General features: G+C 53.9%; 17 protein-coding genes. 1 reads left to right on the top strand and 16 read right to left on the bottom strand.

The window, feature by feature from the left end; all coding sequences use genetic code 11:
• Positions 1-159 precede the first annotated feature (159 nt).
• The 7 genes from abc-f to GXX57_00385 all read right to left on the bottom strand — a co-directional run bounded on the left by abc-f (position 160) and on the right by GXX57_00385 (position 10,755).
• Complete coding sequence (gene abc-f / locus GXX57_00415) at positions 160-1,767, bottom strand: ABC-F type ribosomal protection protein (GenBank protein HHV43117.1); 1,608 nt, start codon at positions 1,765-1,767, stop codon at positions 160-162.
• Between the two features lie 647 nt (positions 1,768-2,414).
• Positions 2,415-3,662, bottom strand: coding sequence for an alpha-L-fucosidase (locus GXX57_00410; protein ID HHV43116.1), 1,248 nt, complete (start codon positions 3,660-3,662; stop codon positions 2,415-2,417).
• A 23-nt stretch (positions 3,663-3,685) separates the two neighbouring features.
• Complete coding sequence (locus GXX57_00405; GenBank protein ID HHV43115.1) at positions 3,686-5,059, bottom strand: extracellular solute-binding protein; 1,374 nt, start codon at positions 5,057-5,059, stop codon at positions 3,686-3,688.
• Between the two features lie 68 nt (positions 5,060-5,127).
• Positions 5,128-5,940, bottom strand: coding sequence for a PKD domain-containing protein (locus GXX57_00400; GenBank protein ID HHV43114.1), 813 nt, complete (start codon positions 5,938-5,940; stop codon positions 5,128-5,130).
• 26 nt (positions 5,941-5,966) lie between these two features.
• Entirely contained in the window at positions 5,967-6,533 is a 567-nt protein-coding gene (locus GXX57_00395; protein HHV43113.1) for a hypothetical protein, read from the bottom strand.
• Between the two features lie 17 nt (positions 6,534-6,550).
• The gene (locus GXX57_00390; protein ID HHV43112.1) at positions 6,551-7,777 is read right to left on the bottom strand and encodes a sugar ABC transporter substrate-binding protein; all 1,227 of its coding nucleotides are present in this window, start codon (positions 7,775-7,777) and stop codon (positions 6,551-6,553) included.
• Positions 7,777-10,755, bottom strand: a complete 2,979-nt coding sequence (locus GXX57_00385) for a hypothetical protein (GenBank protein HHV43111.1) — start codon at positions 10,753-10,755, stop codon at positions 7,777-7,779. The genes GXX57_00390 and GXX57_00385 overlap by 1 nt, the downstream gene beginning before the upstream one ends.
• Positions 10,756-11,117: 362 nt before the next feature.
• Here GXX57_00385 and GXX57_00380 point away from each other — a divergent pair, with 362 nt between their 5' ends.
• Complete coding sequence (locus tag GXX57_00380) at positions 11,118-11,789, top strand: phosphoribosylaminoimidazolesuccinocarboxamide synthase (protein HHV43110.1); 672 nt, start codon at positions 11,118-11,120, stop codon at positions 11,787-11,789.
• 17 nt (positions 11,790-11,806) lie between these two features.
• Here GXX57_00380 and GXX57_00375 read toward each other — a convergent pair whose 3' ends face one another.
• From GXX57_00375 to GXX57_00335, 9 genes are all read right to left on the bottom strand, one after another.
• The gene (locus GXX57_00375) at positions 11,807-12,880 is read right to left on the bottom strand and encodes an ABC transporter substrate-binding protein (protein ID HHV43109.1); all 1,074 of its coding nucleotides are present in this window, start codon (positions 12,878-12,880) and stop codon (positions 11,807-11,809) included.
• On the bottom strand, positions 12,877-13,683 hold the full coding sequence (locus GXX57_00370; GenBank protein ID HHV43108.1) for an ABC transporter permease: 807 nt from the start codon (positions 13,681-13,683) through the stop codon (positions 12,877-12,879). Before GXX57_00370 ends, GXX57_00375 begins: the two co-directional genes overlap by 4 nt.
• Positions 13,676-14,530 carry an ABC transporter permease gene (locus GXX57_00365; protein HHV43107.1) on the bottom strand — a complete coding sequence of 285 codons (855 nt, stop codon included), beginning with the start codon at positions 14,528-14,530 and terminating at the stop codon, positions 13,676-13,678. The genes GXX57_00370 and GXX57_00365 overlap by 8 nt, the downstream gene beginning before the upstream one ends.
• On the bottom strand, positions 14,523-15,626 hold the full coding sequence (locus GXX57_00360; protein ID HHV43106.1) for an ABC transporter ATP-binding protein: 1,104 nt from the start codon (positions 15,624-15,626) through the stop codon (positions 14,523-14,525). Before GXX57_00360 ends, GXX57_00365 begins: the two co-directional genes overlap by 8 nt.
• Before the next feature lie 415 nt (positions 15,627-16,041).
• Entirely contained in the window at positions 16,042-17,352 is a 1,311-nt protein-coding gene (locus GXX57_00355) for a hypothetical protein (protein HHV43105.1), read from the bottom strand.
• Positions 17,353-17,442: 90 nt separating this feature from the next.
• Positions 17,443-19,782: a glycoside hydrolase family 95 protein gene (locus GXX57_00350; protein ID HHV43104.1), complete on the bottom strand. Its 2,340-nt coding sequence runs from the start codon at positions 19,780-19,782 to the stop codon at positions 17,443-17,445.
• 273 nt (positions 19,783-20,055) lie between these two features.
• Positions 20,056-21,225, bottom strand: coding sequence for an extracellular solute-binding protein (locus GXX57_00345; GenBank protein HHV43103.1), 1,170 nt, complete (start codon positions 21,223-21,225; stop codon positions 20,056-20,058).
• 663 nt (positions 21,226-21,888) lie between these two features.
• Positions 21,889-23,703 (bottom strand): glycoside hydrolase family 16 protein, encoded by a 1,815-nt coding sequence (locus tag GXX57_00340; protein HHV43102.1) that lies wholly within the window; start codon positions 23,701-23,703, stop codon positions 21,889-21,891.
• A gap of 266 nt (positions 23,704-23,969) precedes the next feature.
• Entirely contained in the window at positions 23,970-24,260 is a 291-nt protein-coding gene (locus GXX57_00335; protein HHV43101.1) for a hypothetical protein, read from the bottom strand.
• Positions 24,261-24,829 lie beyond the last annotated feature (569 nt).

The following is a 24,829-nucleotide window of genomic DNA, read 5'->3' as shown; positions in this document are numbered from 1 at the left end:
ACTCTGGGAACAAGCTGGGTTGATCGGAACTTGTTTTAGTTTCTCCACCTTCTCGGGGAAGAGCTCTCAGTGGTAGGGATATTCTCTCGAACGTTAGTGGGACAGAGCAAAGACGGGACCCACACCCCTTCTAGGAGCGGGGTATCCCGTCTGTCCTGACTAATCCAACTGTTTGATGATCCGTTCCCATTCGGCTTCCAACGCGGCTTTGTCCGCCCCCGGTTCCGCTAACCGTTGGCTCAGTTCAGCCAGGCGCATTTTTCGGATCATCTCGGTTAGCCCCTGGTCCGGTCCCTTCTCTTCTTTGTTTTTCAAGGCCTCTAGATTTCCCATGAAGGGCCGGATCGTACCCTTTTCAAAGATCAGTAATTGGGTTGCCACCGCGTTTACAAAGGCCTGATCGTGGGAAACGAAAAGAACGGTGCCCGGATAGTCCTGTAAAACACCCTCTACGGCTTGCCGGGACGCCAGATCCAGATAGTTGGTGGGCTCATCCAACAGCAGAACATTAGCGGAAGAGACGCAGAGTTTGGCTAAGGACACCTTCACCTTTTCCCCACCGCTCAGTACCGCCACCGGTTTGTGCACCTCATCTCCCCGGAGGAGCAGCCGAGCCAAGATGGTGCGGGCCACGGTCTCGGTCTGCACGCTGCTTTCCATCACATTCTCCAACACCGATTTCCTCGGATCTAGGTTCTCAAAGCCCTGGTGGAGGTAGCCTAGCTTTGCCTTTGGCACCCAAAAGATCCTTTCATGGGTCCCGCTAAATAGCAGGTTCAGCAATGTGGTTTTACCGGTGCCATTGGCTCCCCAAAGGGCGGTTTTGGACCCCCGCGGAATATGGAAGGAGGCCCCCTGTACCAACACCTTGGGACCATACCCGAAGGTTAAGTTATGAACCCGGAGGAGGATCGGGTTTTCTGGCGGGTCTGTCAGGGATAGATCCACCTTGACCTCGGGAGACTTTTGGGGTCTGGGGACTGCTTCCAGTTGTTCCAGCCTGGTTTGCAAGGTCTTTGCCGCCCGGTGGACTTTCTCCTGTTTGGCCCGGCCCTTTGCCTTATGGAGGCGGGCTTCCGAAGGACCCATCCGTCGGGGAGGCTTCTGCATGGTACTGGATTTTTGCATTCGTTCCCGGATGGTTGCTTCTAGCCGTCTCTTTTCTTGTACATAGTTTTCATAGGCCCGCCTTTGTTCCTCAAGTTCCCGGTCCTTTTGGAGGAGGTAAGCCGTGAAATTCCCCTCATACCACGTTAAGGTGGCCTCCTGGATTTCCACAATCTTGTTACAAAGCTCATCGAGCAGTGTCCGGTCGTGACTCACGAGGATAAAGGACTCAAGGGAACGCAGCTTTTCTTTAAGCAGTCTTATTCCCGTGTGATCTAGGTTCGCTCCAGGTTCATCGGCTAGGAGCAAAACAGGCTCATAGCTCAAGGCATTGGCAATCCGGATCCGGGTCAGCTCCCCTCCGCTGTAGGTTGGTTGGTTCACCTTATTGCTGAGGCCAAGTTCCTCTAGCAACCTCCTATCCGCGGTGATTTCTTCCGCGGAAAACTGACGGATGTAGGCCAAGGGGCAGTAGTGTCTTACCTGTCCTCGATCGGGGGTAAGTCGCCTGGCCAGGATCTCTAGCAAGGTAGTCTTTCCGGAACCGTTCCGTCCCACCAGTCCGATCCGGTCCCCCTGATATACCTTGAACGTCGGGACACTTAGGATTAGACGGTCACCGTAGTATTTTTCGATTTGGTTAGCTTCTAACAGGAGCATAAAAAGGCCTCTCCCTTCACAATTCCCCTGTGCTGGAGAGGCCACAAGTAGACATGGTAAACGATACAGTCTTAACTACAGCCAATCCAGCACAAAAAAGAACAAAAGGACACTAAGGGTACCTTGTATCCGTACCCCTTTAGAAGACGATCCTTTGTTTCTTGCTGAATTAGCTGTTTTTCATCGGTGCCTACAACCTAATCCTTTCTACCTAACGTTCAACCCTAATGATAGCGCACCTTATCGAAAGATGCAACCAGGCCCAAGACTAAGAAGCCGCCGCTTAAAGACACCTGGTACTCCTCCCGCGAGAAAAACTATCCACAGGGTTTCCTGAACTTCGACGAGCAAGGCAGCAATGAAGCATCCGGTAATACCTTACCCGTTTCCACTTGGGTTCCTCTTGAAAAGAAGCCCCGGTCTTCTACCCTGCTCCGCCTCCAAGAAGATACCCCGTTTCCGCTTGTTTCTAACCACCGATATTAATAACCGGTCCGTTGAGTCTTCTTCGTCATTATCCAACCGTACCGAAGGCAACTTGTGGGAAAAGGCCTTTGGGCAGACTAGCCAGGGCCTTTCCCTTGGACAGCCACAAAAGGGCAATCATCGTTCATCCCTCCGGGAAAAACAAGGATACTTCCCCGGCTTTAGTCTTCGACACAATACAGGGCCACGGAGCGCAGGGTGAAGTCCTCACTTCCTGCGGTGATGTTCAGTTTCACCTTCCGGGCCCGTACGGGTGGAAACTGACAGATGGCCTTGTGCCCAATGTTCTTTCCCTCATAGATCACGATCTCTTGGGAGCCGTGGGTGGGTAAAATGGAAATGGTGAAACCTTCCACATGCTCGCCCTGCCGCAAATCCTCCTGGATGATCATATGGTCGATGAGGACGGGTTCTTCCGCGGTACACTCCCAGCCCTGGGGGGTAAGTTGTCCCTGGGAGAAGCTGACCAAGGGTCTTTCGAATCGGCGGCGGATCTCCGCGCCAAATTGCTTCAGGCGCTGGGCATCGGGTTCCGGCAACAGTCCCTCTCGGTTAGGACCGATGTTGATCAGGAGGTTTGCCCCCCGACCGACGGAATAGTAGTAAAGGCCCATCAGTTCCTTCAGGCTCTTTACCGTATGGGCATCGTGATCACTGTAGAACCAGTTGGAAAACCGCATCCGGCAATCACATTCCGCCGGTAACCACAGGGGTTCCTGCAACTCCTCCTGGTCCTTATAGATACTGAAAGCCACCGCATCCACCGTGTTCCAGCAGGGGTAAGGTGCCAGACCACATTCGTTGCCGACCCAGCGGTAGTCGGGATCTCCCATGTTGAAAATCAGGATGTCCGGTTGCATCCGCCGAATCTCGCCAACGATCCGTTCCCAATCATATTCGTGTCCCTCGGACCCACAGCCATCAAACCAAAGGAGGTCAATGGGGCCGTAACCGGTGAGGATCTCGGAGATCTGGTTGATGAAATAATCATCGTAGGCTTTGGGATCAGCGTACAAGGGGCAGTCCACATCGGCGGGTGAATAGTAGAGCCCAGGCTTCAGCCCATAACGTCGGCAAGCTTCCACAAATTCCTTCACCACATCGCCCTGCCCCTCCCGCCACGGGGATGAGGCTACGGAGAACTTGGTGTACTTGGAAGGCCAATTGGCAAAGCCATCGTGATGTTTTGCGGTGAGGATGGCATACTTCATCCCTGCCTCCGCCGCGGTTTGGATCCACTGGTTGCAGTCAAGGCCGACGGGATTGAACTGGCGCGGGTCCATGGGTCTTCCGTCGAAATCCCGGTGTCCTTCATAGAAGGTCCTGATGCCGAAGTGGACAAACAGTCCCATCTCCCAGTCCTGAAACTCCAGTTGTCTTGGTGTGGGAATTGCGGTTTTCCGTATCATCGATATCTTTCCTTCCTTTGAGATCAGCCGAAGGGCAATTGATACATATTTCTTTGGCGGGCCAGGTTTATCACGGCCTCCACTTCCTGAGCGGCGTTTTCCACCTCCGATTGTCCGTACCAGAGCATGGTCATGCTGTTGCTAAACATGGCCAAGAGTCGAACGTCGGGTAAGGGCCAAACGGAGGCCAGGTGGGGTTCCTGGGCATAAAACACCCGGTAGTATGGCTCTTCTTTGCAAAGCTCATCCTCCCACTGTCTAAGTACCGGTAGTCCATAGCGGCAATGGGCATATTCCCTCTGTCCCTCGGTCAGGGCAAACTTCACAAATTCCCAGGCCAGATCCCTTTTCTCTGAGCCGGCACTGATGCCCAAAGCCTCCAGGGCCACTGCGCTGACCGGCGGGACACCTTCTATAGTAGGCATGGGTGCACAGCCGAACTGGAGACGACCCCTTTTCAGTTCCCCCACCAGATAGGCCGTCCCTAGCACCACGGCGGCCGCACCGGCCACGAAAAGCTGTTCGCTGCTGAAAAAGTCCCGTTTGATCCGGAAGGCGGGGCTGTGTTCCAAAAGCTTGCGATAGGTAACCAGGGCCTCGATGGTTTCTTTTTCACTGATGGTTATGCGATCCTTGGCCTGGTCATAGATCCGGCCCCCGCAGTTCCAAACAAAGGGGACCCAACGTTTGTAGTTTTCGGTCCAGCCAAAGGCAAACCGTCGTTCCGCTGGGTCAGTGATCGCGTTGCAAAGTTCTACAAGATCCCGAGGGCACCAGGAATCAGACGGTGGAGCAAGACCTAGTTCTTCCAGGATCTCTCGGTTGTACAATACCACCACCGGGGACCAGACCACCGGAACACCGTACAAATGGCCCTCATGGGTCAAGAATGTGAAGAGTCGGGAGAAATACGCATCTAGCTCCAAATCCTTGGCCACGTACTGGTCCAAGGGAAGGATACTTCCCCCTTGGCCTAACTCCCGGAGGCGGATCTCGTCTCCGAACAACACATCGGCGGATCCACTGCTGGGGACAAAGCGAATCCGCACCCAGGGATTGTGTCGTTCAAAGCTCTTGGCGATGATCCGCATGATCAATCCCGATCTTGGGTAGGGATTGTGTTCCACCGTTAGTTCCACTTGCCCTGTCTGTTCCTGGCGGGTGCTTTCATCGGGGACAAAGGTGCCCAATCCCGGTTTCTTGACCAAGTATCCTGCTTGCACTAGGGTGTCGATGGCTTTCCGCACCGACATCCGGCTGATCTTGAATTGACGACTGAGGACCCGTTCCGAGGGGATGGCATCGCCGGGCTTGTACTTGCCGGAGATAATCCCCTGCTTGATCTGTTCCACCACTGGCTCGAACACCGGCCGTGGCCCTTTACTTTGCTGAACCATATTCGATTTCACCTACAGACTGTGTCCCTTAGGGCAGTGTTCAGCTGCCCTAAGGGAATTATGCCTGATTACGGAAGTTTCATCAACATGAGATCATCGTAATAGACGGTGCCGATGGCGTGGAAGAGCTGGAACTCTAGGAAGGTGACCTCCACCTCTTCGGTGATCTCAAAGTCTTGTTCGAAGTAGAACCATTCTCCACCGGTATCCTGCTGCAGATAGAAGTAGGTATCAGGGAAGATCTTCTCCCACTCTTTGGTCACCCGCAGGAGCCGAACGTGGACCCTGTTTTGCTGGGCAATCGGCGTATCAATCCGGTAACGACCAGCTACCCGATACATACCCGGTTCCAGATTATCCTTCCGCTGGGACCACTGGGCCCGGTCTTGGGTCTTCGTAACGGTGATTCCTACATAGTTGCGGCCGATATAGGCGTCATCGGCATCCCTTACCACAAAGGCTTCGCCCTCGGTGCTAAAGGCCTGGGGTTCCCAGCCCACGGGGATGCCGGTGTCGGGGTTAATCTGACTGAAGTCTCCATTGTTAAGAAGGTTGGTGTCGGCCACGAAGACCCGGATCTTGTCGGTGAATTCCACCCCATCCACCGTGAGCACGAACTGCACTTGATACTCGCCCGGCTCCGTAAACACGTAGCTGACCTGCTGTCCCACCAAGGTCTCCCCGTTGATTTCCCAGTGGTACTTGAGGGACTTAGCCTGGCCTACTACGCTCTTGGTGCCATCGAAAAGTACTTCGCGACCAACGATGGTGCTAAAATCATGGCCCGCGTCCACTTTCACCTGGGGTCTAGATACCAAGGTGCAGCCGACAAACACCAAGACCAGCATCCAAAGGATGAGAAGATGTAATGCCCGTTTCAAGGGTGTCACCTCCATCTTTCATTGATCTAGTTCACCTTCTCGAGCTTCACCGCATCAAAGTAGACAGTGCCTACGCCAAACCAGTTGAACAGTTCGATCCATATGACCTCTACCTCGGGGGTTACTTCAAAGATGAATTCTGCATACTCCCACTCACCAAAGGTATAGTTATCAACATCGTACATGGTGTCGGGGAAGACCTTTTCCCAAGACTTAGTCAAGCGAAGGATCCGGACACTGGACCCAACAGCACTACCCACGGTAACCAATGGTTCATCGATCCGGTAGTACAAAGAAAGCTTGTAGTCCCCGGCGGGGAGATCCCGAAACTCTTGCCCCCACTGGCCCCGATCGTCGCGGGTGGGTACGGTGATGGCAACATAGCGGCTACCGCTGAAGGCGCCGGCCGGGTCGTAAACGTAGGCAAAGGAGCTGTTGGTGGAAAAGGCCTGGGGCGACCAGGCCAGTGGTCGGTCAGCGTTGTTCGGATCTACCACTTCAAAATCCCCATTGATCATCACGTCATTGGCATAGCACACAAGACCGGTGAGCAATACGACGAAAAGGGCGGTAAGCAGTACTCGGCTTTTCATTATGGTTGACCTCCTTATTATTGTAGGATCGTTCTAACCACCGGCTCTAGCTGGTGCAGGGCCTGCTCCACCGGGATCCGGCCGGTGAGGATCTCCAGTAAGGTAGGCTCGATGGCCACTTCAAAGTCCCGAAAGCGCGGTGCGGCAGGAATGGAGGAAGCGTACTGCAGCCCAACTTCGTAGGCATCAATGTTAAAGGGTGCCTCTTCGGGGAATAGGAACCAGGGACTGAAGAAGGCTTCCTTATTGCTGGGAATCAGCTCCCCTGCTCCCGCAGTAGCTTGCTGAGCCTCTGCCGAGGTAAGGAACTTGATAAACTCCCAGGCTAGCTCCACGTTCTGACTTTCCTTGGTAATCCAGTATCCGTCGCCAATGAGGGTGCTACCCCGTCCGTAGGGTCCTTCGGGTACCGGTACAATATCCCACTCGAAGTCGGCCGTCCGGTAGGCGGGATTGCGCCAGGGACCGGAGAGCTTCATGGCCGTGTTTCCCGCGGGGAAGTCATAGCGGCTATCGGCCACGATGGCCCCGCTGATGCCCGCATCCTGCAGAAACTGTAACGCTTCGATGGCCCGAGGTTCTTCCAGGCGCCACCAGCTGCCGTCCTCGGTGAGTAGATCGGTGCCGAACCCCAACAGAAAGCTGTGAATCCGGGTGCTCCACTGGCGGGATACGCAACCAACCCGTTCCCAGATACCATCCCCATCGACGTCCAATACGATCTTGCGACCCATTTCAATCAGATCATCGTAGGTCCAGTTATAATCGGGCATGGGGATCGCTAAGGTTGCTAAGATATCCTTATTGACGAAAATGGACATCACGTTGGCCTCCCGGGGTAGTCCGTAGAGTTTCCCCTTGTATCGGTACATCTCAATGGCCGGTTCAAAGAAGTCCTCGAGACGAAACTCGGGATCATGGGCAATGAGCTCATCTAAGGCCAGGAAGGCCCCCTGTTCGATAAAGTGAGCCATGCGCAGGATCTCGCCCCGGACCACATCGGGGGCCGTGCCGCTCATGAGTAATACCTGTAACTTTTCCAACCAGGGCGTTCCTGCGGCCATGTCGATAATCTCCACGGTGGTACCCGGGTACCGGGCTTCGAATTCCGCTGCCAACTGTTCAATCACTGGATCGTAACCCTTCCACCCTACAGTGATCTTCCCCGTGGGCGCTGCCAAAGTGCTGGCGGCAATCCCCAGCAACAGCCACACTGCAACCAATGGAACTAGTCTTTTGGTCATTATTCCAGTCCCTCCTTAAGGATTAGAGTTCCGAAGGGGGCAATCGTCCCTTCGGTGGTTACCGACAAGTCGGGATAAAGCCGCTGCAATGCCTCTTTGATGCCGATCTCCTGATTACTGCGATTCACCACCACATATTCTCCCTCAAGGACAAAGCCCAGGAGCTCTTCCTGTTCTTTGACCACAAGCTCCGGTAAACGTTCCCTGTTCTGGAAAGGCACCACTACAATGGAGGCAGAAAGTCTAGCCTTTGTCTCCGGGTCAGTGATGCTCAGCACTGGGATAGTCAGATTGCGCAGGAAGGGTATATAGACCCAGGTACCCCAGATCCCCCCTTCGCCGCTGGTTCTGACGTAGCGTCCCACATCCTCTGTCCAGCCATAGCCCCGGGTGGGGTTATAGACTGTAGTGCCTGGAACGGGGATCCAGCCGGAGACGGCAGCTCCGCTACCCTGCGTAAAGTCGAACTGATAGACCATCTCTTGGGTATCCTGGCGGTACAGCCCAAGACCCACCAGAGCCACACCCCAACTGCGTTCTTCGTGAAAGCTCAGGCGCAGTTGTCCTTCTTCGATGACCACGTCGAAGGATTCCACAGTTTTTTCTCCCATTTCACCTCCCTCGATGCGTCCCACAGGTATACCGTTCACGAAGACATCCACCGGTTCCCGGCGGAACTGGAAGTTAGCCGTATAAACATCCAACCGATAGGATCCCGGTGCCAGGTCCACCACAAAACCCCGCTCAAAATTCCTGTCCCACCGGGCGTCAGCCCGCAGTTCCGCGGCCAATCCGCCATAGCGGAAAGATATCTTTCCAGCGTTGGGAGAAAGACTGGTGGCCCCTTGGTTGAACCGGTAAGCCAGGATCAGTTCGCTGCCCGGGCAGTCTTCTGTAAACTCCACCCAATCGCAACCGATGAGGAAGTCTTGGCCCAGGATCCAGGTTTCCTGAATGGTCACGGGGGCTACCTGGGGAAGACCAGAGGTGTTGTACTGGAGGGTGCTTACGGTATGCTGCACCGCCAACTGTTCCCCCACATTCTGACTAATTTGCCGGTGATGGGTGTGCAGAGCATAGGTCCTACCTTGATGCTGGAATTGATACCAAGTACCTAGAAACTGACTGGCCCGGTTGCTTTCCACCACGACGGCGGTGGCGAAATTGAAGCGCGGTTCATCGGCACCGGTAATATATCCCGAAAACCCTTCCGACTTGGTCAGAAAACCCTGGATATCGGGGCTTGGGGAAACGGGGATGTCCAAGGGTGCCTCCGGTGCTAGATCCGTCAACCACTGAAGCATCAGGGCTCCCCAATAGCCATTGGCCCGTGAAAGGTTCAACTGGGCGATGTAGGCGTTGTAGGGACAATCCGTGAGATAGGCAATCAGTTCTGGCCCTGCGGGATGCACGTAGTATTCCCACCCCTGCTCCTCGGGATAGGCCGGTTGCTTCCAATGGGTATTCAGTCCGTTGGAGAGAAATCCACTCACCTCACAGAAGGTGGGATAATAATCCCTGGTCTGGGCCAGTTGGTCCCCGATGGACTCCTCTTCAAGTAGGCGCCAATATCGTCCTAGGTACATGACGGTCACATCTTGATAGACCGGTACAGGATTCCATTGGGCCATATACTCATAGGCCCCCTGGGGACGGATGAAGTCTCGCAACCCCTCACCGCGGTAGGCCGCGGCCCGTTGCCACACCGGTTCTTCGAAGAGACTGCCAATGAGGCCAACGCAGAGGGTGAAGGCCGCATCCATGTTAGGATAGTATACCGGCCGCAGGGCGTATTGCTCTAACTGGTATTCGGCTCCCAAGAAGAAACTGGTAAGCCACTGAGTGTGTTCCTCTTCACTGAGCCACGGGGCGATCATGATGTATGCATCTACCCAGGCACAAAGGGTAAAGCGGTTGACGTTTTCGTCCTTGTAGCTGTCGTTGGGATGGCCGGGTACATCGCCCCGGGGTAAAAAGCCCTTAGCAATGAATTCTCCTGCAGCCTTCAGGGCCTCTAGAACCCTTTGGTCCTGGTAGAACTTGCTTTCGGGGAGATTGTACAGGACGCTGAGTACGTAGGAGAGCTCCGCGGAGGTGCGGTAGTCCCACATGGTGGTGCCGGCCCGGAAGTTTCCGTGGTTGGCGCTTCCATCGAGGGTTTGGCCCTGCAGCTGCGGAGTGATCCACTGATCTAATATGGCCACCACCTGTCGGAATTTGTCCTCGGCCCGGTTTCTAGATTCTTCGTAATAGGCCAAGGTTTTTTCCCTGAAGGTGTTGGCGTTTCGGATGATCTTGGTCAAATCCTCGCTCACCCGTTGTTGAGCCCGTTGGAGACGTTGATCGTAGAAGGCTTTTCGCTCCTCGGCGCTGGCTACCTTAACAATGCGCAAATCGTCGAAGAGTACTCTCCCGCTAGCGCTCATTACGCCCAGATGGACGTCCACCGTGGCGGTACCCTCGGGGACTTCCACCACCCACCGATACTCCTGCCACGTGCCCCGGGTGTCTATGTAACCCAACATGTTGCACCAGGGCGCAAAGAGCCGTTTGTCAATGTAGGTTGTGCCGCCCGAAATTAGTCGACCTTGGGCGTCCCGAAAGCGCAGGACGATGTTTATCCCGTTGTCCACACCGTGCAGTTCCCCCTGGAAGGCGCAGGCCACCAGGTAACTGGCGCCTCCTTCCCAGTCCAGATCGAGGGTGCGGTTCCAAAATAAAGTGGCCGGGGTCTTGGTTTCAATCCCAAGGGCGGTGGAGTTTCGCACCCCTGGTGCGACAAAGTAGTGGTCGGCAGCACCACTCTGTTTCCACTGGTCAGGATCCATGGGGATCCGGATATAGTCTGGAAACAGGTCCGGTTCATATTTGTAAGCAAGGTCTTGGGCTTTGGCCGGGTGAACAGACCAGCCGAAGATTGCCACGACCACCAAAAGAACGAGGGAAAACAATAGCAAGCAGCTGTAATTATCGGTCACGATCCTTCCTCCCTTGCTCCAGCTTTGTGAAGTCGGTTATACCGGTATACTGTCCAGGAATGTGTGGTACAGATCCCTCCTTATCTTTGATGAATACTTGATTATACGTTTACACACAACGTGTTGACTCGTTAGATCTGGGTCTATGTACTATACCGGTCAACAATGGTCTAATGAGTTATTCGACGTCTATCTTGCAAATCCTTCTAGAATAGTTCCAGCCTGTGAACTTTTTTGAATGTACCGGTCTAGTGGGCATAATCGCATTTGGTTTTCTCCTGGGGACAATCTTGGCGACCTATGGGGCCTGTGTTAAAATATGCACGTAGTCTATGTAGTCCAAACTAAGGGGATGAGTCTTGTTGCAGGTAAGATACAGAGGAAAGACAAAGGATGTGTATGCTTTGGAGGACGGTAACCTCCTGTTGGTGTTCAAGGACGCGGTCACGGGCACCGAGGGCCAGTTGGATGCCGGCGGCAATGAAGTGATCGGGGAAGTGGCGGGAAAAGGGAATTCCTCCTACCGTCTCACTTTGTACTTTTTCAACCTCCTGAAGCAGGATGGGATCGCCACCCATTTTGTCGAGGTGGGGCCAAAGGAAAACAGTCTGATTGTGCGGGCGGCCGACTCCTATGGGTTGGAAGTAATCTGCCGGGAGGTGGCCTGGGGTAGTTTTGTCCGGCGTTATGCCAAATACGTCACCCAAGGCACTCCTCTACCCTCCTTGGTAGAGTTTACCATTAAGGACGATGAACGGGGTGACCCTCTGATCACGGTGGATACCATGGTGGCCCTGGGGATTGCCTCCCGAGAAGAGGTTCAGTATATGCACGACACTGCCCAGAAGATTACCGCATTGATCAAAGAGGACCTCGCCCAAAAGGGTCTGGAATTGATTGATATCAAGTACGAGTTTGGGCGGGTGGATGGCAAGCCCATTCTGATTGATGAGATCTCAGGGGACAGCATGCGGGTAGTGAAAGACGGCGCGGTGCTAGTGCAGAATGAATTGGCTAGGGTGCTATTGGGCTAGCACCCTAGCCCCATGTTTTACTTGCGGTGCATCTTAAATTCAAGGAAGAGCTCGTTGTAAAACGCGTTCATCTTCTTCCCTAAATCTTCATACACCTCTAGTTTATCGGTGATGTCCGGTCCCGGATAGAACCTTTCATCCTCGATCAGTTCTTCGTCCAATAGCTCCATGGCCCCTTGGTTGGGGGTGGCGTAACCCACGTATTCCGCATTTTGGGCCGCGACCTCGGGATCCAGCATGAAGTTGATGAACTGGTGGGCCGCTTCGATGTTTCTGGCGGTGGTGGGAATCACCATGTTATCAAACCAGACGTTGGTGCCCTCTGCGGGGATCACGTAGTCCAGATCGGGGTTATCCTCTATGATGGTGAGGGCATCACCGGACCAGACGATACCGATGGCTGCCTCCTCATTTACCAACAACATCTTGATCTCGTCCCCCACGATGGCGCGGATGTTGGGCACCAGTTCAAAGAGACGACTTTGGGCCTCCAAAAGGCGAGCGGTGTCGGTCTCGTTGAGGGAGTAACCGAGGCTGTCTAGGGCCATGCCAAGTACCTCCCTGGCACTGTCCACCAAGAGGATCTGGTTACGTAGGTCCTCATCCCACAGATCGTTCCAGCTTTCGATGACCTTGCCCCCTAGCATCTTCGAATTGTACACAATGCCCACGGTGCCCCAGAAATAGGGAACGGAATACTGGTTCCCGGGATCAAAGGATAAGTCTAAAAACCGGGGATCGATATACTGTAAGTTAGGCAGTTTGCTGTGATCCAAAGGATGCAGCAACCCCAAAGACCTCATCTTGGTGATGGTGTAGTCCGACGGTACCGCAATATCGAAGGCGTTGCCCCCGTGGGTGACCTTCGTGAACATGGCCTCGTTGGACTCAAAGGTCTCATAGATGACCTTGATACCTGTCTCCTCTTCAAACCGGGTGATGAGGTCAGGATCAATATAGTCCCCCCAGTTGTAGATGGTGAGGGTATTTCCCCCGGTATACCCTTGCAGGGAGTTTAAGCGCGCCGTGATATAGATCAACAGGAACGCCGCCGCAAAGACGGCTACAAAAAGCTGCACTAACCTTTTCATCGGCTCACCTCCACCCGGTTGTTGGGCTTCGCCCCTTGTTTACTAATGATATAGTACCCGATCACAAGGCCCAAGGTGACCAAGAAGACCAGGGTTGATAGGGCGTTGATGGTCAAAGAGATCCCTCGGCGGGCCATGGAATAGATCTCCACGGACAAGGTGGAGAAGCCCGCGCCAGTGACGAAGAAGGTCACGGCAAAGTCGTCTAGGGAGTAGGTAAGCGCCATGAAGAAGCCCGCCATAATCCCTGGGGTAATATAGGGAATGATCACCCGGGTCAGCACATCCCGGCGGGTGGCCCCTAGATCATAGGCGGCATCGATCAAGGTGGGGCTCATCTCCTGTAGTTTCGGCAGAACCATCAACACCACGATGGGCACACTAAAGGCAATATGGGCGATGAGCACCGAGGTGAATCCCAGTTGTAGCCCGATGATGGCAAACAGGATCAGGAACGAGGCTCCGATGATCACGTCTGGGCTCACGATCATCACGTTGTTTAAGGTCAACAAAGCGTTGCGAAGACCGCTCCGTCGGACGTTGTGAATGGCCAGGGCACCCGCCACCCCGATGATGGTGGAGATGGCCGCCGATAGCAAGGCAATGACCACGGTGTTGAGCAGGATGACGATCAACCGCGTGTCCTGAAAAACCTCCTGGTACCATTCCAAGGTGAACTCTTCGAACTGATACATCGTCCCCCCGCTGTTGAAGGAGTAATACGCGAGGTAGAGGATCGGTGCATAAAGGATCACAAATACGCAGATCAAATAGATAGTGGAAAACCTGAATCCTTTACGCATCTTCGTTCACCTTCTTTCTTCCGTTAGTTACCATGGTGGCAAGACCGAGCATGATCCTTTTCCTGCCGGTGGTTACGACCATGGTAAGCCCCATAATCAATACCAATACGATGGCCAAAGCCGAACCCATACCCCAATCCTGGGTCACGAGGAAATGTTGTTCAATAGCGGTACCCAGGGTGATGACCCGGTTGCCCGCAATGAGCCGGGTGATCATAAACAGCGACAACGATGGAATGAATACCGCCTGACACCCGGACTCCACCCCACTGAGGGTGAGGGGGAACACCACCCGCCAAAAGGTGGTCCAGCGGGAAGCCCCCAGATCATAAGCCGCATCTACCAGGGAGGGATTCAGCTCTTCCAAGGCCCCAAAGATGGGCAGGATCATAAAGGGGATGAAGATATAGACCGCGACAAAGATGAAGCTAAAATCCGTAAACAGGATCTGCCGCGCACCTATCCCCACCACCTCCAGGAAGGCATTGACGGGCCCGTAGGTTCCCAGCAATCCGATGAAAGCGTAAGTCTTCAGCAACAAATTCATCCACGACGGCAAGACGATCAACAGCAACCATAGCTGCTTATGTTTCGCCTTGGTGAGGAAGTAGGCCGTCGGGTAGGCCACCAACAACGAAAACAAGGTGATCAGCAAGGCATAGAAAAAGGAACGTAATGCCATGCTCAGGTAAATCGGCGAAAAGAACCGAGCATAATTCGCCAGGGTAAAATTCCCTTCAATGTCAAAAAAAGAGTAGTAGGCCACCAACAGGATGGGCACCACTACAAAGAGCACAATCCACAGCACATAGGGCACCAAGTAGATATTCCGGGTCCGCTTATACATGGCGCATCTCTCCATATTCCTCGATCCTGCGGTCGAACTCCTCCTCGGTCTCCCCTATGCGCATCACATGTATATCCTCAGGTTCGAAGTTCAGACCGATCTCATCTCCCACTGTGGCTTTCTTGGTGGAATGGACCAGCCATTCGTTCCCTTCTTCATCGTAGCAACAAATCTCCCAGTGTACACCCCTGAAGAGCACCGAATCTACCCGTACTTTCAACTTGCCCTCTTCCCGGGTGGTCAAATCCAGGTCTTCGGGACGGATTACGATCTCCACCGGTTCGTTGGGGTTAAAACCACCGTCCACACAGTCGAATTGGTGTCCCACAAACTCCACCAGGTAGTCTTTGATCATCTTCCCAGGGACAATGTTGGATTCTCCGATGAAGTCGGCCACGAACCTGTTGATGGGTTCGTCGTAGATGTCCATGGGTGTTCCGCTTTGTTGGATCTGACCATTGTTCAACACGAAGATCTCGTCGGACATGGCCAGTGCTTCCTCTTGATCATGGGTGACAAAGACAAAGGTGATACCCAATCGCCGTTGCATTTCCCTCAATTCATACTGCATCTCGCTGCGCAGCTTCAAATCAAGGGCGGACAAGGGTTCGTCCAGGAGTAACACCTCCGGCTCATTGACAATGGCCCGGGCAATGGCCACCCGCTGTTTTTGTCCGCCGGACAAACCGCTGATCTCCCGGTTCTCCAATCCCACGAGGTTCACAAACCTTAAAGCTTCCATCACTTTTTGGGCAATGACATCGCGGCTCATGCGCTTTACCCTAAGACCAAAGGCTACATTTTCGAAGACATCAAGATGGGGAAATAGAGCGTAGTCCTGGAAGACAGTATTCACCTTGCGTTGCCTTGGGGAAATTGTCCGAATATCCTGTCCATTGAGATAAATTCTCCCCTTGGTGGGCTCGGTGAATCCAGCAATTAGACGGATGATTGTGGTCTTCCCACAACCGGAAGGACCAAGCAATGTGTAGAACTTACCTTTCTCCAACTCGAAGCTGACGTTCTCCAACACCGGTGGATCATCGTCATATTGCTTGGTGACATTCTCAAAGCGGACAATAACGTTGTTTGCTATCGTTGTCGCCCCCCTACTAGGTGATATTTTGCCCTACTTTTAGCCGGTTACCATAGCCTTGTCCAAGACCTGGCAGCTAATTGCCTGGGCATAACCGAATCCTCCGGTTACGATCAATAATTATACAGAATTACCCCTGGACTGCAAGAGATAAAATGAGAATTTCTGATCAAAATGAAGGCTCGCTGTGGTAAACCACCAAAGAACCGGATTACAGGAGATTTATCTCCCTTTCACAAAGCAAGACCCGGGGAGCTGGTCGCTACAAACCTGTTGCTCAGGCTAGAGGATTCCGCTGGTAGGGGGTGGACCCACGGTGGTCATGCGCCTTTGGTTGTAAATACACCCCCAGAGCGGCTGGGGTAAAACACATCTATTTGAGATCCTTTGGCTAGGGGGCGCGGGGCCCCCTACTCTAGAATTCCTGGACGTTCCTATCCCGCAGCTTCCAAAGGGGCCGGGCAAGGACCGGCAAGTGGTGGATTTGTTCCTTGGTGGCCTTGTCTGGGGCGAGTCCCCACATCTCAAAGAAGGGACTAAGATTTACCCCGGCTACCTGGGAACTGATGATTATGAAGGTTTGGATCTTGCCATGGTCGTTGGTAGGATGTTGCCAGGGGGGCATCTCCCGATACACCCGATGCAACTGCGGGTAGAAGTCATCGCCAAAGGCGAGGGCCAACTGCCAGAACATCACCAGTTTCACGAAATGGTCTTCGATTTTATTGAAATCCTTGGTGGGTTGTTGCAGATAGGCAAAGGCTTTGTCGTAGTAGTTTTCAGCCTCCAACCGGCTTTGGTTACCGAAGTGTCGTTGTACAAAGAGGGAGTAGATGTTGACAGTCACTTCCCCCACCACATCCCACTTCCAGGGCCGCTGTTGATAGGTATGCCCCAACTCATGCCAGGGTCCCCACCCGTCCTGGGTAAAGTTTTGGGTGTTGAGGATGGTTTTCATCGCTGCGGAGTTGTACCCGGTGTGATTGTAGTACATATACATATAGGTGCCCGGGGAGTTGTTTTCCCGCATGTGCTGCCGGTAGGGACAGGGACGATGACGGGGATCCGGGTCTTCTGCATCAAGTCCCGACACCTTGTCTTGTACCGCGATGGCCTCGTCAATATACTGTAACAAGCGGATGGGATCATCGATGTCCCTTGCGGTCTCGTAACCGGCGGTGATCATTACTCGGTTACCGACCAGTTCGATGGCGGGGACATCCCTGTACAGAGCCAGCATCCTCTGCCAGTCGGCGAGGGTATGTCGGCCCAATACGAAACAGGCCAATTTCGTACCACCGGCTATGGTGACCACCGGGGGCTCGGCGGTGGGCGGGCTTTCGTTAATCAGGTGTACCACGCCTCCCTCGGGCATAGACAGCACGTTTTCCCCCGGCTGCAGGACCATCCCTTCCGCATTTCCATCGCGGTAGTCCTTCAGGATAGGATCCGAAATTACCACCCGGGGAAGCTCCTTTTGGTCCGTGGGACTTACGTTGATGGTGATGGCTTCGCCGGGCTTTTTGTACACCCCGGTGGGTAGATTGCGACTGGGGCCCGCAAAAAGTTTGGTTTCCCGTTCGGCGGCCAGGCTGCCCCACTGTGTCAGGTGGATGGTCACCACCTCTTCACCCATAGGATCCCTTTCTTGGGCGTGGGCCCTACTTTCCATTAAGTAAAGGATTAAACTAATGAGAACGATAACTAACCCGCATTCCAGATACATTGATTCCATCCTTTCTTAAGGGTTCGGGTTGCTCCTTTAGGTTGCTCCTTCCCCCAGAACCGAACCCTTCTTATCTATATATATCCGTAACTAAAGGGAGACGATTTCATAGACCTCTCCGGCCTTGGTATCAAAACGTAAGCTCCCTTGGGCACTCACCAGGTTTGTCACCCTTTGACCGGGGGCAAGTCTCAAGGGCACCTTGGCGGTAACCCAGCAGGTCCCCCCCTTGCGGGAGAGGATCTTGGCCCGCAGGGTGGTTCCCTTCCAGGCGATGTCCACCTCGAAGGCACCCCGGGCTACCAGACCCGTCACCCTTCCCTGGGGCCAGCTGTTCGGTAGTGCAGGCAACAAAAAGAGCTTACCCCCGTGGCTCTGTAACAGCATTTCGGCAATGCCCGCGGTAAATCCGAAGTTGCCGTCGATTTGGAAGGGCGGATGGGAGGCCAACAAGTTTGGATAAACACCACTGCTGTTGGGACTGTGTGCCACCGGTGTTAGAATAAGCTCAACCAAACGGTGGGCCCGTTGGCCGTCGTGGAATCGGGCCCAGAGGTTGATCTTCCAGGCTAGGCTCCAGCCGGTGCCCAAATCCTGCCGGGATTCCAGGGCCTTCCGTGCTGCCTCCCAGAGTCTGGGCGTTTCGGCGGTGATCTGTCGGCCTGGATAGACCCCCACCAAGTGGGATAGATGTCGGTGCTGGGGATCCTGGGGTGGGAAGTCCTGAAACCATTCTTGTAGTTCTCCCTTGTCGTTGATCTGTAGGGGATAAAGCCGGTTTCTAGCTTCCTCTAGCTTCCTTTGTAACTCTGGATCTACTGCCAAGAGCCTTTGGGCCGCGAGGCAGTCGGTAAACAGCTGCCAGATCAGGCAAAGGTCCATGGTGGTGGCAACACTTCCCGCCACCAGCTGGCCCGATTCTGTATAGAACTTATGCTCTGGGGAGGTGGAAGGGGCTGTAACCAAATGGCCATCGGCATCTTCGATTAACCAATCCAGGTAAAACTGGGCTGCCCCTTTCATCAAGGGATAGGCCCGTTCCCTTAGGAACTCTTCGTCTAAGGTGAACAGATAGTGCTCCCAAAGATGCTGGCACAGCCAGGCTGCAGCCAGAGGCCAGGTGGCCCAGACGGGATCCTCCTTCCCCCAGTCCCCCACCGGTGCTGCCTGGCGCCAAAGGTCGGTATTATGGTGGGCCACCCAACCCCGGCAACCGTAGTTCACCTTTGCGGTGCGGGCTCCCCTGATTGCCAATTCCTCTATGAGGTCAAAAAGGGGTGTATGACATTCGCTCAGGTTACATACTTCCGCAGGCCAGTAGTTCATCTGCGTGTTAATGTTCAACGTATAATTACTATTCCAAGGAGGCTGGAGGGATGCATTCCAGATGCCTTGCAGATTTGCCGGTTGGGTTTGGGGGCGGGAACTACTGATGAGGAGATATCGGCCATATTGAAACAGCAGAGCTACTAGCTCCGGATCCGCTGCCCCCCATTGCTGGATCCGGCGGTCCGTGGGCAGGTTCTCTCCCCGTCCCGGCCCTAGGTGCAAACTGACCCGCGTAAACAGCTCCTGGTAATCCTGGACGTGCTCCTCCAAGAGCTTCGACCAAGGCTTTTCCATAGCTTTGTGCAGGTAATCCTCGGCAATACGGTTGGAATCCCGATTGGTTTTGTCCGGGGGCACATCGAAACCGGCGAAACTGGTGGCCAGACTCAACAAGATCGTTGCTTCGGTGGCGTTTTTCACCTGGAGACAGGCATTTCCTGGTCTTAGCTCCCCGTCGGGCGTCAACAGAGCCAGATGGGCAGCAAAGAACATGCCCCCTTCCCTAGGGCCTTTGGAGGGGTCGTAAGGATAGTAGTTGGGATTACTCTTGGGTGCCCGACCCTCTAAAAGGAGTCTGGGCGGTACAGTGTTGAGCCGGTGGTACAAGGGACTGTCTAGGGTTACTGTGAAATGTAACCTCCTTGGTTTGTCCGTTTGTAGATGCAGGACGAGGACCTGGGCCGGATAGGAGACGAAAACTTGGCGGGAGTAACGGCAACCATCCGCAAGATACTCCACTCCCGCCACCGCGGTGGAAAGGTCCAAGGTGCGGCGATACTGGGAAACCTCATTGCCGTGGGCCAGCTCCAACTTCAGGGTGCCAACGGGAAGATAGCTTTCGGTGTTTGGTCCCATCATGCGTTTGCACATTTCGTGGGCTGCCTCGTACTGTCCGCCCAAGAGGAGTTCGCGCACCCGGGGCAAGTAGGTCTTTGCTTCCGGATTGTCGTGGTCCCGGGGACCACCGGACCAAAGGGTGTCTTCATTGAGCTTGATGACCTCCCTGGTGATTCCGCCGTAGACCATAGCACCGATCCGTCCGTTGCCTAAAGGCAGGGCTTCATTCCATTCCCCGGCGGGTTTGTCATACCACAATTGCATCCACTCAACCTCCCTGTTTGTCGCGCTACACTACTTTAATCTAAGTTTACCATTTAACGGGGAGCAAAGTCGTTATTCTCTTGGAAGGGATCACCGGTGCAGGCCGGTTCTTTGCCCTGGGAAAAGCTTCCCAGTGCGGTACGAAAACCCTCGGGAAAGTCGTGGGTGTCGATCTTGTGTGGGGAAGTAAGCCAAACCCCCAGGGGCTTTTTCGGGGAAGGCTATCCACAGCCAGTCCTGGCTGTGGATAGCAGGATACTGGGGCTATAACCACTATTCCTTGGGTGCCAGGGCTTCGTCAATCTGCTGCTGGACGAGCCTTTGGAGATTATCCAAGGCCACACTGGGCGGTTCCTCGGTCCGCCATACCTTGACCAGTTCGTTCCGCATTTGGGCCCGGATTTGCTCTAGCATAGGTGCCGGCGGCGGAGCATTGATCCGATCTGCTTCGTCCAACATGGCTACGATCGGCGCCACCACCGACAGCTGGGTGATATCCAGCTCGCGGATAGCCGCGATATTTCCGTTGAGATAACCACAGGCATCAAACATAATCTGGGCGGCTTCGGGAGTGGCAAAGAACTCCATCAGGGCAAAGGACAGATCCGGCCGTTGGGCACCACTGGGAATGCCGAAGCCCCAAGGTGCGATCGCGGTGGCTTTGTCACCCTTCACGGTCGGCACCCAGGTGTAGCCGTACCTTGAGGGATCCTGCCCTAATCCACTGAGTTCTCCCGGTAGCCAATAGCCGTTGATTTGCATAGCCAGACGTTGGCTAGCCATGGCACCGGCCCAGCCACCGGTCCCGGCTCCGATGATTAGCTCATAACCGGGGGTATCGTAGATATCCTTGATGAATTCCACCGCTGGTTCAAAGGCGAATATATCCACGGTATTGGTCTGCGCATCGAACCACTCAAAATCGAAGATGGTGGCCCAGATGGTGGGGAAATAGGCGGAACCCATGGCATCTAGGGGCTGGAAGCCCAATTGGGTGATATTCCCCTCAGGGCTGAGTACGGTCATCTTCCGGTGAATCTGGTACAATTCGTCTAAGGTCTCCGGTCCCCGGTCCGGCACGCCGGCCTCGGCGAAAAGATCTTTGTTGTAGATGAGGCACAGGCCTGGTCCCACTTCCAGAGAAGGCAGGGCATACAGCCCGTCGTGGCCAGCGAAGGATTCCACCACCATCGGTGGGTAATCCGCGAGGGAAATGATGTCGCTGGCGGCGATGAATTCATCAATGGGCTGCAGGAGTCCAGCCAACGCGTACTGAATTGCCGGTGCCGGCAGGGCCACTAAGTCCGGTGCTGTATTGGAGACGATCCGCAAAGTCAACCGTTCGGCCAAGGAGTTCTGGTCCCCTTCCACCACGCTGACACTCTTGACTTCGGGGTGCCGCTCGGCAAAGAGTTCTGCCACTTCCCTAATCCCCTGAATCACCTTCTACTGCCAATTGTTAACCCAAATGGTCATCTCGATCTCATCGGCAGCAAAGGCCCCAAAGGGAAAGAGAAGTCCCAGCAGTAGGATGAATAAGACTGATGTTCTTTGGAGATGATGTAGTTTCATTAATTTAAGCCTCCTTATACTCTCCCGGACTTCTGCCGGGATTTTCCTTTCTGTATTTGTTCTAGCTATCTACTTTTCATTGGCGGGGCCTAACATCCCCACTCTAGAGTGGATGTGCGGGCGCAAATTTTGGTCTGTGGCACCGGCGTATGCATCACTCTCACGTTGCCCCCGAAAGGTTGGCGGCTGGATAGTCTTGGGATTCTTCTTATACATCAAAAGATTCTGAACAACTCAATTGTAGAAGGTAATTGCCTATCTATGTGATGCGGTGGTAATTGTATAGGTTTCTGCGTTAATAGTTCCGCCACGATACAGAACGGCAATTCTCCGGGTCTTCTGCAGGACTACTTCGACACATCCCTTGCGATTCCTCCCCTTTTCCCCACAAGTTTGGATCCTTGATCCGAAATGTGGATCCACATCCACTTAATGCAGAGTGGACCTGGGAACGGAGTGATCCCTAATCCTCTCCCCGTCCCCTCTGTTTGATACTCCAACGGGACTCCCCTTGGTCTTCCTCTGGACCTAGCGCTAGTTCTCTGTGGCCCCGGAGGCTACGCCCCATAGCTCCAGGTAACCTATCTGTAATCGCTCTTTATCTATAGCCGCAGGCAGTCCCAGGCGGAAATAGTTGTGTTCGTAAGCTGGGTCGATTTCGCCCATGAGGGAGATCTTACTCCAACCTTGGTCCCCCTGTTCTTTGCTTTCCACTTTTGGTTCGAGCATCTGCCACCGATCCCCATCGGCGGAGACCGCAAGTTCCATATCGGCTACCACCGCCTCATCCCGGGCATAGACAACCAAGCGGAAACTCCTCAACCTAGGATGTTCCCACAGCAGGAACTCCCCTTCTACCCCGGAGGAAGCGATACGGGTGGTATCGCCGAAGAAGATATCCCCTTGGTCCGTGGGAAATTCCCAACCGGCGGAACGCTCTATGGTCTTCAATCGATCGAAGGTACCACCGAACCATTTGCCTGGCGGTTCAAAGTTCTCCTCGAGCCGTTCCCAGTTACGGATGACCAAACGGCGTACTGCTTCGGAAAGGTTGCCCAGGGTTGTGCGGGCCTGAAGGATGAGGTCATAGGCACCGTCCGCGAAGGCCAGGGTGTCTAGGGAGAAGCTCCCAGGCCAGGTTTCGGCAGAATAGAGCACAATGGGTTCCGATTCTTCAAAGGCACGAACAGGATGAAGAAGTAGGGTGCAGTTTTCCAGTTTCTCCTGGGGTGCGAGGCCCACCTGCCCGGGGACTTCTAGGAGTCCTTGCACGTAGAGGGTACCCGTTTCCGGCAGATGGATGTGGGTACGTCTAACCTTGAAATCTGCCACCTGGGTAAAGACTTGCCCGCTTTGATCGGTGACCAGGACCATCAGGCGGTGTTCTTCATCGTCTTCCTTCAGCGGAGCGGAAAGCCGCAGGTCCTTAGGCACCTCTTTCCCCTCATAGATGACCACGTCGTTTTGCAGGACCTTTAGATGGGCTACTTTCACATCCGGTTGCACCGAAAGGCGAACGGGCGCATCGGCTAAGACTGTACTGCCCGCCACTGGAGACTCGATAGTGACTTCCCTGATCCGGTCGTAGACCCGTACATAATCCACGATCAATTGTGCGGGTAAGTTAGCCTTGCGAATATCTCCAGCCCACGTTCCTACTTCCGCGGTGATCTTAACAAAGGCAGGTACCTGGGAGACACCCCCGGCCGCGGTACGCCAGGTTTCCCGTCCGTCTACGTAGAAGATGTACTCATCTTCGTTCCATTCCAGGGCGAAGGTGTGGAACCCAGTGTAGATGTCTTTTATATAGGGCGCATGGCCTGCGCTTTTGTGTTCCGGGCCATAGCCGTCCCAATGGAGAGCATGTTGGATGCGGTCTTCGTGGGGATAGGGCGATTCGTAGATATCAATCTCGGTGCCGTCCCGACCTTCGTTTCCCACAAGGTGAGCTCCGTCGGTCATCAGCCAAAAGGCAGTCCAGAAACCCTCTTCCTTCGGCAACTGGCAACGGATTTCGTAATAACCATAGGCCTGTTCAAATTTGTTCCGGGTGTTGATGGCACCGGAGTAATACCGGCCGTCCCGTTCGCTCACCTGAATGATCAGGTGGCCGTTACCGTCTAGGAAGACTTCCGAGGAAGACCAATAGCCGTCCCGCCGCGGTCCGTTGAGGTAGTTCCACTTTGTGAGATCAAGGTACTCGCCGTCGAAATCGTCTTCAAAGACAAGGCGCCAACCGGGTTTGTGTTTGTCGTTGTTCGTGATTGGTTCTTCCATGAGGGCAATTTCCCCAGTCCAAGAAATGCAGAGTATTAATGAAATTAGCATCAGTACCAGAGGTCGCCGCACCCTTGACCCTCCCTGTTGTGGCGCATCTTTGCGCCTCCTGTTTTTTCTTCTCGACCCTTTGATCGGAAGTGCTTTTGCTTTTCCGTCAAACCTTTACCTATCCACCATTATCCACACAGTGGATACTATATCTACTATTTGAATACCCGAGTCTAGTTTAACACGGGCCTAGACCGAAGTCAAGGGTATGGTATCTCTGTCTAGAATCGCCTGTGTCGAAGGCCCATCGAGGAGGCTCAACCCCGATGGGCCTTCGGATGTATTAATCAATAGGGAAGCAATTCCAGGCTTTCGGGAATGGCCACACCGGCCAAGTACACATGGCCCAGCTGCAAGTCTTCAGGGGCAAAGCCGTCACCGGCAAAGGACACTCGGAAGAACTGGGCACCGAGATCCCTGGGGATTACGCCCTGTACTGCGAGTTTTTGCCAAGCAGTATCCGCGTCGGAGACCAACTCCACTGTATAGGGTACTTTCGACCACGCTTCCCCGTCGGCTGAGGCCTCGATGTGCAAATAATCCCGGATCTCCCCTGTCTTGGCGTAGAGGGTCAGCACAAATTCATAATGTTATATATGGTTTTATCCTTCCTCCTCCTCCTCCTCCTCCTCCTCCTCCTCCCTTAATGAAATTAACCTCATTTGTATAATAAGGGGGAGGGACAAAAAGTGGAAAGATGAGGTGATGAACGATGACCCGAACTAAAAACAGAGGGGATGTGTATGTTTATAACTTGGTTCAGGCTCAATTCTTCTTAGACTGTGGCCTGCGTCCTGTAGCGGTAGGAAGAGGCAAACACGGGGACGTATTCTTGCGGTTCAAAAGGGACGAAGCTACAGAAGAAGCCTTCCAACGCTGGACGAATTTCGCGAGGGAAATGAAAAGTAAAATGATGTAGATCGAAGGAGTGATGGATGATGACAAAGAGAAGAATCCCAAGGATGGCTATATTACGGGATATTCAGAGACAGATTCAGAGACAGAAGGAAGAGAAGGAAGAGAAAAAGCAACTCCAAAAGGAGATGTTCAGGCAAGTGTACAATAGGCCAAAGGAGAAGGCTTTTTCTGATATAGACCAACTTAACATGGACAGCTTTCGGGCTATTCCTAAAAGCGTGATACTTGA

Source organism: Bacillota bacterium (genome assembly GCA_012839765.1).
Lineage (GTDB): Bacteria > Bacillota > Limnochordia > DUMW01 > DUMW01 > DUMW01.
Note: the sequence above shows the minus strand (reverse complement) of the source record. Positions and strands in the feature narration are given on the sequence as shown.

Coding starts and splice junctions, on each gene's coding strand:
- abc-f (HHV43117.1), bottom strand. CDS start 1,767: ATGCTCCTGTTAGAAGCTAACCAAATCGAAAAATACTACGGTGACCGT.
- GXX57_00410 (HHV43116.1), bottom strand. CDS start 3,662: ATGATACGGAAAACCGCAATTCCCACACCAAGACAACTGGAGTTTCAG.
- GXX57_00405 (HHV43115.1), bottom strand. CDS start 5,059: ATGGTTCAGCAAAGTAAAGGGCCACGGCCGGTGTTCGAGCCAGTGGTG.
- GXX57_00395 (HHV43113.1), bottom strand. CDS start 6,533: ATGAAAAGCCGAGTACTGCTTACCGCCCTTTTCGTCGTATTGCTCACC.
- GXX57_00390 (HHV43112.1), bottom strand. CDS start 7,777: ATGACCAAAAGACTAGTTCCATTGGTTGCAGTGTGGCTGTTGCTGGGG.
- GXX57_00375 (HHV43109.1), bottom strand. CDS start 12,880: ATGAAAAGGTTAGTGCAGCTTTTTGTAGCCGTCTTTGCGGCGGCGTTC.
- GXX57_00370 (HHV43108.1), bottom strand. CDS start 13,683: ATGCGTAAAGGATTCAGGTTTTCCACTATCTATTTGATCTGCGTATTT.
- GXX57_00365 (HHV43107.1), bottom strand. CDS start 14,530: ATGTATAAGCGGACCCGGAATATCTACTTGGTGCCCTATGTGCTGTGG.
- GXX57_00355 (HHV43105.1), bottom strand. CDS start 17,352: ATGTATCTGGAATGCGGGTTAGTTATCGTTCTCATTAGTTTAATCCTT.
- GXX57_00350 (HHV43104.1), bottom strand. CDS start 19,782: ATGCAATTGTGGTATGACAAACCCGCCGGGGAATGGAATGAAGCCCTG.